Raw genomic sequence first — 8,627 nt, forward strand, 5'->3', positions numbered from 1 at the left:
ATAAGGGCGCCGTGGCCGCCGTCGCCGGCGCGGTTCGTCGCGCGACGGACGGGCGGCATGATGTGTTCGGACCACATCTCGTGGACCAGCCCTAAGCTGTTGCCCATCGCGTGATTGTACTCGCCCATGACGACCGATCGGAGGCCGTCGCCGATGTGCGAGCCGTCGGCGGTCCGCAGGAGCGTCCCGACGCTGGGGTAGCGCGGGCCGAGCATATCGCTGTACTCGACGTTCCAGCCGCCGCCGTTGGGCTGGTGATACATGAGTCGGTCGGGGGCGAGCCCCTCGACCGGACCGTCGTACGACTCGACGGGACCGACGCCGCTCACGTCCGCGGTGTCGGGCGGCAGGTACGCGTCGGAGTCCATCGCGAGAGCCGCCATGTTGAGGTGTTCGGCGCCGGTACCGGCCTCGTTGCCCGTCGACCACGAGAACACGGACGCGTGGTTTCGGTCGCGGAGGACCATCCGGCGGAACCGTTCGACGGCCTGCTCGTGGTAGACCTCCGTGTCCGCCAGGAGGTCCTCCCACCAGTGGGATTCGACGTAGACCTCGTCCTGCACGTAGATCCCGTACTCGTCCGCGAGGCGGTACAGCGACGGATCGTTCGGGTAATGCGACGTTCGGACCGCGTTCACGTTGAACCGCTTCATCGTCTCGAGGTCCTCGCGGAGCGTCTCGATCGGGACGGTCCGTCCGGAGTCGGGATCGGTCTCGTGACGGTTCACGCCCTTGACGTTCACCGGTTCGCCGTTGACCGTGATGACCGCGCCCTGTTCGCCGCGGGTCGTCTCGTACTCCCGGAACCCGACCTTCTCGAGCATGACTTCGGTCGCCTCGCCTTCGGAGACGAGTTCGAGCACCAGCGTGTAGAGGGACGGGTGCTCGGCGGACCACTTCGCCGGGTCCTCGACGTCGGCCTCGAGCGCGAGGACGGCGCCGTCGCCGTCGACCGTCTCGGACGCGGACACGGTCGCAACTTTCCGTCCGTGCGGCGGGCCGTTCCGCCCGTGCCTCCCTCGATTGCCGTTCCGCTCGGGTTTCCCCCGGTCGCCGCTCCACCCGGGTTTGCCTCGATCGTCCGGCGGTCCGCGCCCCGGATGGGACTGTTCCGGGCCGAACAGGTGTCCCGTGACCGTGTACTCGCCCCGTCCGCTGTCGGTGTAGTTCACGAGTTCGACGTCGACGGAGAGCGTCGCGTCCTCGTAGTCGTCGTCGAGGGCCGTTCGGACGTCGAAGTCTCGCATGTGGACCAGCGGCGTGGCGTAGAGGTAGACGCTCCGGTGGATACCCGAGTACCGGAACATGTCGATCGTCTCGAGCGCCTCGCCGTCGGACCAGCGGTAGACCTGAACCGTCACCTGACTCTCCTCGCCGGGAGCGACGTGATCCGTGACGTCGAACTCCCCGGGCGTCATCGCGCCCTGCTGGAAGCCGACGTACTCGCCGTCGATCCAGACGAAGTACGCCTGTTTGGCGCCCTCGAAATGAAGGAAGACTTCTCGGCCGTCCCACGCCGACGGAACGGTGAACGTCCGTCGGTACGTCCCGACGGGGTTCGCGCCGTCGTCCCCGTCACCGACGCCGGGTACGTCGACCGTGCCGTCCTCGCCGGGGACGAGATCGCCCGCTTGACTCGGATCGTAGTGATCCCACGTGATCGAGTTATTCGTGTACAGTCGCTGATCGTATCCCTCGGTCTGCCACACCGACGGCACCGAGATCGAGTCCCAGTCGGTGACCCCGTCGTAGGAGTCGGGCAGCTCGGACGGCCGCTCGGAGAACCGGAAGTCCCACTCGCCGTTGAGCGACCGAACGTACGACGAGTCTTCGAACCGCGATTCGAGTTCCGTGAACGGTTCGTCGGCCCGTCGAGCGGTTCCCATCGACTCGTACGGGATCGCGGTCGTGACGTGGGTCGGTTCCCGATTCTCCGCGAAGACGGTCGGGTCCTCGAGGAACGCCGAGAGATTGCGGATTCGGCCGGGGCCGGAGTCACCGGTATCGGGCGTCCCGACGCTCGATCCGACGGCCGCCGGCACGAGCGCGGCCATCCCCGTCGCCGCTAAAAACTCCCGTCGGGAAGCGGCCAGTGAGGTACCGAGCCCTCGCTTCGCCCCTCGTTCTCGCTCTCGAGTCATACGTCTCCTCGCGACGCAGTGATCGCAAGGTGGATTTGTCTCATGGCTCTCGTTGTCGTATTCCATATTGTCATATAAAATTAGGTGTGGCAATATAACTATTACAATTTTGATATATTGGGCCGGAGAGTAGCGCTACGGCTGGGTTTGATCGGCGAATGGGGGAATTCAACATATAATGAGAGACGTCTAGAGGAGAACGATCACTGGGACCCGATCGACCTCGACCCGCGAGTCAGGACACGGTCCGTTCGCATGTCGAGCGTGCGGACCTACTTTCCGATCGGCAGCGTCGAGCCGACCGCGCGCCCTACCGAGCGATTCGACCTGTCTCCGTTCGGTGTGGGATTCGTGCCGTCGCGTCTCCGTCCCTGATCGTCCGGTTCCGGTTCGAGACTGACTCCGAAGACGCGATCGGCGTCCTGTCGGTCGAGGAACGGCGCACGTTCACCGGCCGGTCCCGACGGTCCGCGTTCGATGCATGCGGCGAACGGCAACGAACCGGCACGGTCGCAAAATCGGAACCGGAGCAGTCGTCGGGGCGGGCGTCGTCAGTCGTCGCTCGGCTCGGCGTTGGCCGCGGCCGACGACACGTCCTGCTGGCCAGCCCACGACGAGGAGAACAGCGGCGCGACGGCGAAGCCGACCATCACGAGCACGAAGAGGGCGAGCATGGCGCTCGCAACGGCCGCGATCCCGGTGGTGAAACTGAACAGGACGATACTCGTTGCGGCTCCACTGGCGATAGCAGGGGTCATTTGCGTTCGTTTGACCGTCGTTCGGCCCCAATATGAGGATTACTTTCTTCGACACGGATTGTGGAACGATAGCATAATACACGGTTCGGGCGACCGTTTCGAACTCGGGACTCCGCTCCACGGACTGCGGTCGAGTGGCCTTAGAGCCGCTGAACCGCACCGATAGCGCTCGAGAGCGGCGGCGCGTCGAAGAGCTCCTGACCGGTGTAGGCGTTGGCACCGGCGCAGTACAGGTCGCTGGCGGTCTCGAGGACGTCCGCCTCGAGCGGCTCGGGGTCCTCGTCACAGAGCGACTTCCAGTCGGCGACGTCTTCACGCTTCGCCTGCGCCTTGGCGGCGTCGACGGTTTGCACCCACTCGGGCTGGGTTCGCTTGTGGTACTGGCGGAGCACCTCCTTCGAGAGCTGGGTGCCCTCGTAGCTAAAGCGGTTCTCGTCGAAGGTGCCGACGACGTCGGCGACGCGGATCTCTCCCTGATAAAAGAGACACTCGATCTTGCCGTCCTCGTGGACCAGCCCGGCCGAGTCGGCCTGCTCGGTGACGATCCGATTGACCTCGCGGGCGAGTGACTCGAGGTCCTCGATCGACGCCGCGCCGGCGATCGAATCGGCCTCCTCGCGCTCGAGGTGACGGTCGCTCTCCTCGTACTTCGTGGTGAACTCGACGATCGGGTCGTCGAGGTCGACGGCCTCGTCGGGCCAGCTATCGAGCGCGAGGCCGTGATCGGCGGGCTCGGTCCGGCTGCGCAGACTCGAGCCGACGGGGACTCGGTTGCGGAAGACGATCTCGAGGGGGATCAGGTAGTTCTCGCCGGCCGCGTCGTGGTAGCGCTCGTAGTCATACTCCCGACCTTCGTTGGGGAGGTCGGGCACCTGCGTGAGGTCGATGGCCATCTCCCAGGGCGGGCGGGTCGCGTCCTCGAGGTCGACGATGTCGCCGTTCTCGAAATCGTCGTCGGACGAAGTCCGACGGTCTGTCGAGCTACGCTCGACAACACCGCGGTAGTGGGTGGGAACGCCTTCATCCTCGAGCAGTTCGAAGTTGAACGCACCCATCGTACAGAGGCTCGCGCCCTTCCGGGGGATCTGGTCGGGCATCTTCCCCCAGTCGAACACCGAGTAGGCGTCGGTGAAGACGAACGACCCGCGGCCGAGCTCCTCGTCGGTCGCGTCTTCCTCGATGCGGAACTCTTTGACGCTCGTCACGCGAGACACCTCGGGACGTGTTCGCCGCCGTCGCTCATACTCCAGTTGCCGTGTCCGGACCGTAAGAAGGTTTCAGTATCGGGTCGATGGGGTCGGATTGGTGACGCGCTCTCTCGTTCAGGTCTCGGTTTTCGCCCGCTCTCAGTCGTCTTCGACGGTCGCGAGCAACTCTTCGGCCTCCTGGTGCAACGGCCCCTCGAGCGGCTCGTCGTCGACGAGTTCCCGGAGCGTCGAATCGCACTGGGGCGTCGTTAACGCCTCGAGGGCGTGCCGACGATACCAGTCGTCGACGCTCGCTTCGCGGACGAGCGCCTCGAGTTCGTCGCACTCGTTGGCCAACTTCAACTCGTGAATCGCGTCCGTTCGATCCGCCTCGGCGGCCTCCTCGTCGAGGGCGAGTTCGACACAGTCCTCCGGTGTTCGTGAACTCATGGGCCACCGTTCGTGGTCCCCGCCGATAGTTCCGAGACCTGCGTTCGACGATATCCGTCAGCTGGTGGCCCACGGACAGTCACCGCTCGACCGCGCTGGTCCCGCTCGAGCGAGCGCGGTGCGACGGGACAGCACCGGCTCGCGGCGGCCGATTCCGCATCCACCATGCTTTTCTCGCTGTACGGGTATCGTTTCCTCGATGGAGCGACCGGTGACCGAGGCCGACTTGACGTTCGATCACGTTCCCGAGACCGACCAGTCATTCGAGAACGCACTGACAAAGGCGCGCGACGGCGACCGACTCACGGTCGACGACGCGATCGAGTTACTCACGACGGGGACGGAAAGCGAGGGGATTGATCGAAAACGCAAGGAGCGCGTGCTCGAGGCGGCCGACCGACGCCGCGCCGAGCAGGTCGGCGAGGAGGTCACCTTCATCGCGAACCTGAACAACAACGTCACGACGGCCTGTAACGTGGGCTGTCTCTTCTGTAACTTCAAGGACGCCGCCCACACCTTCGAGCGCGAGACGGAGATCGAGACCGCGGGGTTCACGAAGACGCCCGCGGAATCCCGCGAGATCGTCGCCGACGCCGTCGAGCGCGGTATTTACGAGGTCACGTCGGTCTCCGGGCTTCACCCCGCGTTCGCGCTCGACGAGGAACACCGAGAGATCCTCGACGACCACCCGAACCCGAAGGAAGTCAACTACAAGCCGCCGGCGGTCTACGACACCAGCCCCGGCACCTACGCGGACCAGCTGTCGGCGATGAGCGTCGACGGCGTCCACGTTCACTCGATGACGCCCGAAGAGGCCTATCACGCCCGGCGGGGCACCGACTGGTCCTACGAGGAAGTCTACCGGCGGCTGAAAGACGCCGGACTCGACACCGTTCCCGGAACCGCGGCAGAAATTCTCGTCGAGGAGGTCCGCGACGTGATCTGCCCCGGCAAGATCAGTACGGACGGCTGGCTCGAGGCCATGGAGGCGGCCGCGAACGTCGGCCTCGGGATGACGGCGACGATCATGTACGGTCACGTCGAGAACGAGGCCCACCGCGCGATGCACATGAAGCGGATCCGAGAGCTGCAGGATCGGACCGGGAACATCACCGAGTTCGTCCCGCTCTCCTTTATCCACCAGAACACGCCACTGTTCGAACACGACGTCGTCTCGGGCGGCGCGAGCATCGACGAGGACGAACTGATGATCGCCGTCTCGAGGCTGTTCCTCGATAACATCGACCACATCCAGTCCTCGTGGGTCAAGTACGGCGACGAACAGGGGCTGAAGCTGCTCAACTGCGGGGCCGACGACTACATGGGAACGATCCTCTCCGAGGAGATTACGACCCGTGCCGGCGGCGAGCACGGCGAATTCCGCTCCTTTTCGGACTACGTCGAGATGATCACATCGATCGGTCGGATCCCAGTCGAGCGCTCGACCGACTACGAGCAACGCCGCGTCATCGATCCCGACGACCCGCCTTTCGGCCCTCGACTCGGGCCGAAGGCCGACGGAACGGCGCTACTGACTCGAGCGGAACAGGACGAACGCGATACCGTCCCCGCCGACGACTGATCGAAGCGCTGCGTCAATCGCTCTCGAACTGATTACTACTAGTCCAGAGGCAGTGGGACGTATCCCTCGAGACTGATCAACCGGCGTGTGGTGGCGCGCGCTGCCGACCGTCCGAACGACAGTGAGGGCGGGCGTCGATGCCGTGCGAGGGATGAGCGAGCGACTACAGGGAGCGAGTGAATCGGCTGGGGAGGGCGTGGCGATTCCCTGTTGCCACGATAGCAGAGTGCACCTCTCTTCACAGTCTCCCTCGAGTGATTTCTGGGCTCTGGTGGATCACAAACCACTCGAGGACACGCTATTCGTTCACGACGCCGACGGCCCGAACCGGTGCACCATCCCCCTCGAGCGCCAGCGGATACGCCCGGAGCTCGAACCGATCCTCGACCGCTCCGAGGTTCGTCAGGTTCTCGAGGATCAGCAGGTCGTCGCCCAGCAGCGCGTGGTGGGCCTGAAACCCATCGGGCTCATCCTCACCGGCGTTGTCCGTCGGCGTCGGATCCGGGTTGAGCGCGTCCACGGCCACGTCGAACCCCCGCTCGACGCAGGCCTCGGCCGCCGCTGGTGAGAGAGACGGGTGCTCGAGATAGCGGTCGGTCCCCCAGTGGGCGTCCCAGCCGGTCCAGCACGCGACCAGATCGGCGTCGCTGTCGGGTACTCGTGCCGCCGGAATCGGCTCGCGGGCCTCGAGGTCACGACAATCGATCCGGACGGCGTCGAAGACGAACCGCTCGAGCGGGAACGCCTTGAGGGTCTTCCCGTCGGGCTCGGTGTGTGCCGGTGCGTCGACGTGGGTCCCGGTGTGGCTGCCGCACTCGATGGCGTCGACGCGGACGCCGTCTTCGTCGTGACTCGCGTGGGCTCGGATCGCGACGGCGGGATCGTCGGGGTAGGTCTGCATCCCCGTCTCGATCGGGTGGGTCAGATCGACGTGCACACGTGGTACCCGTGGGCCGTGGCGGATAACGATACCGTGACCCGTCGCGGAGACCGCTGTCTGCTCCCGTGGTTGGGCCCTCGCTCGAGTCTCGATCGCGGGACGACCGTGTGGCAGTAATTTATAATGGTCCTCGATAACGTGTGTGTATGCGACTCGAAGGTAAGACAGCGTTTATCACGGGTGCAGGCTCCGGTCTCGGCCGGGAAGCGGCCGAACGGTTCGCTCGAGAGGGCGCGACGATCGTCGCGGCCGATATCGATCTCGAGGGGGCCGAGGAGACGATCGACCGGGTCGAGAGCGCGGGGCAATCGGGGACCGCACTCGAGCTGGACGTTCGGGACGCCGATGCGGTCCACGCGGCCGTCGACGGGGCGGTCTCGGAGTTCGGCCTCGATATCATGGTGAACAACGCGGGCGTGAGCCACGAGCGCGCGAAGGTCGAGGAGATCGACGAGAGCGAGCGCGATCGGGTGATCGACGTCAACGTCAAGGGCGTCTGGAACGGCTGTCAGGCCGCGATTCCCCACTTCAGGGAGCAGGGGTCGGGAGCCATCGTCAACACGGCGTCGCTGGCCGGCGTCATCGGCGCGCCGCAGCTCGGGGCCTACTCGCTCACGAAGGGAGCGGTCGTCAACTTCACGCGGACCGTCGCGGCGGAGGTCGGCCCCGCCGGCGTCCGGGCGAACGCGGTCTGTCCGGGCGTGACGGACACCGCGATGCCCCGGAAGAACCGGACCGAGGAGGAGTGGGAGGCGACCAAAGCGGAGATGTCCCGCCACTATCCGCTGAAGCGTCTCGGGGAGCCCGAAGATATCGCGAACGCGATGCTCTTCTTGGCGAGCGACGAAGCCGACTGGATCACCGGCCAGGCGCTGGTCGTCGACGGCGGTTTCTCCTGCACGTAGACGGTGCGATCGAACTCTCTTGCGAGGCGGTCGTCATCCGACTGGGGGAGCAACTGCTGTGGCGAGACCGGCGTTCGAGCGCGAAGGGGCTCGTTATTCACGATGATACCATCTCGTCGATGACGGCAGCAGAGCGGTTTCGGCAGTCGGTTTGAGGCCGATTTCCGTGGGCTAGCCGGGACGCGTCGACAGTGAATGGAACGGTGGGTTTTGATGGGTATTCGTGTGATGAAGTATCCTGCTATCGTGGCAACAGGGAATCGCCACGCCCTCCCCAGCCGATTCGCTCACTCGTAAACTCGTTCGCTCATCCACTGGAAGACGCTTTGCGTCTTCCAAGCCATTCGCTCACGAAGTTCGCGAAGACCTCGCGCAACGTCGTGCCGCGGTTCATTGGCATTCACCGCGGCCCAGCGCGCCACCGCATGCCGGCTGACCAGTCTGACGAGACCGAGATCTCTGCTTCTGAATAGGCATCAGACCACATCGAGGCCACACCGTGCGCCGACGCCGCGTCTAGTCCGCCGCGGGTACCGTCCCGTCTCGAAGCACCGACCGATAGCGTTCGCCGGCCGAGTCCTCGGCCTCGAGCGCGTCCCGGATCGTCGACGAGATCCACTCCCGGTCGCCGTCCGCGCCGTCGGCCAGCCGGCCGTCGAAGCCG

Annotated in this window: 7 protein-coding genes and 1 pseudogene; 2 read left to right on the forward strand and 6 right to left on the reverse strand. The window is 65.3% G+C overall.

Features of this window, described 5'->3' with window-relative positions:
• The 4 genes from PGX04_RS32290 to PGX04_RS32305 all read right to left on the reverse strand — a co-directional run.
• Positions 1-2,141: glycoside hydrolase family 2 TIM barrel-domain containing protein (locus PGX04_RS32290; protein ID WP_273742215.1), on the reverse strand; the 2,141-nt coding region annotated here is incomplete at its 3' end.
• Between the two features lie 551 nt (positions 2,142-2,692).
• Entirely contained in the window at positions 2,693-2,899 is a 207-nt protein-coding gene (locus PGX04_RS32295) for a hypothetical protein (protein WP_273742216.1), read from the reverse strand.
• A gap of 140 nt (positions 2,900-3,039) precedes the next feature.
• Entirely contained in the window at positions 3,040-4,104 is a 1,065-nt protein-coding gene (locus tag PGX04_RS32300) for a phosphoribosylaminoimidazolesuccinocarboxamide synthase (protein ID WP_273742217.1), read from the reverse strand.
• Positions 4,105-4,245: 141 nt separating this feature from the next.
• Positions 4,246-4,536, reverse strand: a complete 291-nt coding sequence (locus PGX04_RS32305; RefSeq protein ID WP_273742218.1) for a hypothetical protein — start codon at positions 4,534-4,536, stop codon at positions 4,246-4,248.
• Positions 4,537-4,735: 199 nt separating this feature from the next.
• On the opposite strand from PGX04_RS32305, the gene cofH reads away from it, so the two are divergent.
• Positions 4,736-6,118, forward strand: a complete 1,383-nt coding sequence (cofH, locus tag PGX04_RS32310; protein ID WP_273742219.1) for a 7,8-didemethyl-8-hydroxy-5-deazariboflavin synthase subunit CofH — start codon at positions 4,736-4,738, stop codon at positions 6,116-6,118.
• Between the two features lie 298 nt (positions 6,119-6,416).
• Here the strand turns inward: cofH and PGX04_RS32315 are convergent, their stop codons facing one another.
• Positions 6,417-7,055, reverse strand: a complete 639-nt coding sequence (locus PGX04_RS32315; RefSeq protein WP_273742220.1) for a cyclase family protein — start codon at positions 7,053-7,055, stop codon at positions 6,417-6,419.
• Between the two features lie 149 nt (positions 7,056-7,204).
• On the opposite strand from PGX04_RS32315, the gene PGX04_RS32320 reads away from it, so the two are divergent.
• Complete coding sequence (locus tag PGX04_RS32320) at positions 7,205-7,963, forward strand: SDR family NAD(P)-dependent oxidoreductase (protein WP_273742222.1); 759 nt, start codon at positions 7,205-7,207, stop codon at positions 7,961-7,963.
• A gap of 516 nt (positions 7,964-8,479) precedes the next feature.
• Here the strand turns inward: PGX04_RS32320 and PGX04_RS32325 are convergent.
• Positions 8,480-8,627 (reverse strand): annotated as a pseudogene (locus tag PGX04_RS32325) (7,8-didemethyl-8-hydroxy-5-deazariboflavin synthase subunit CofG); the annotation flags it as partial.

It is taken from the genome of Natrinema soli (genome assembly GCF_028618695.1).

What these genes read in the sequence shown, in the direction of transcription:
- PGX04_RS32305 (WP_273742218.1), bottom strand. Translation starts at nt 4,536, where the DNA reads ATGAGTTCACGAACACCGGAGGACTGTGTCGAACTCGCCCTCGACGAG.
- cofH (WP_273742219.1), top strand. Translation starts at nt 4,736, where the DNA reads ATGGAGCGACCGGTGACCGAGGCCGACTTGACGTTCGATCACGTTCCC.
- PGX04_RS32320 (WP_273742222.1), top strand. Translation starts at nt 7,205, where the DNA reads ATGCGACTCGAAGGTAAGACAGCGTTTATCACGGGTGCAGGCTCCGGT.
- PGX04_RS32295 (WP_273742216.1), bottom strand. Translation starts at nt 2,899, where the DNA reads ATGACCCCTGCTATCGCCAGTGGAGCCGCAACGAGTATCGTCCTGTTC.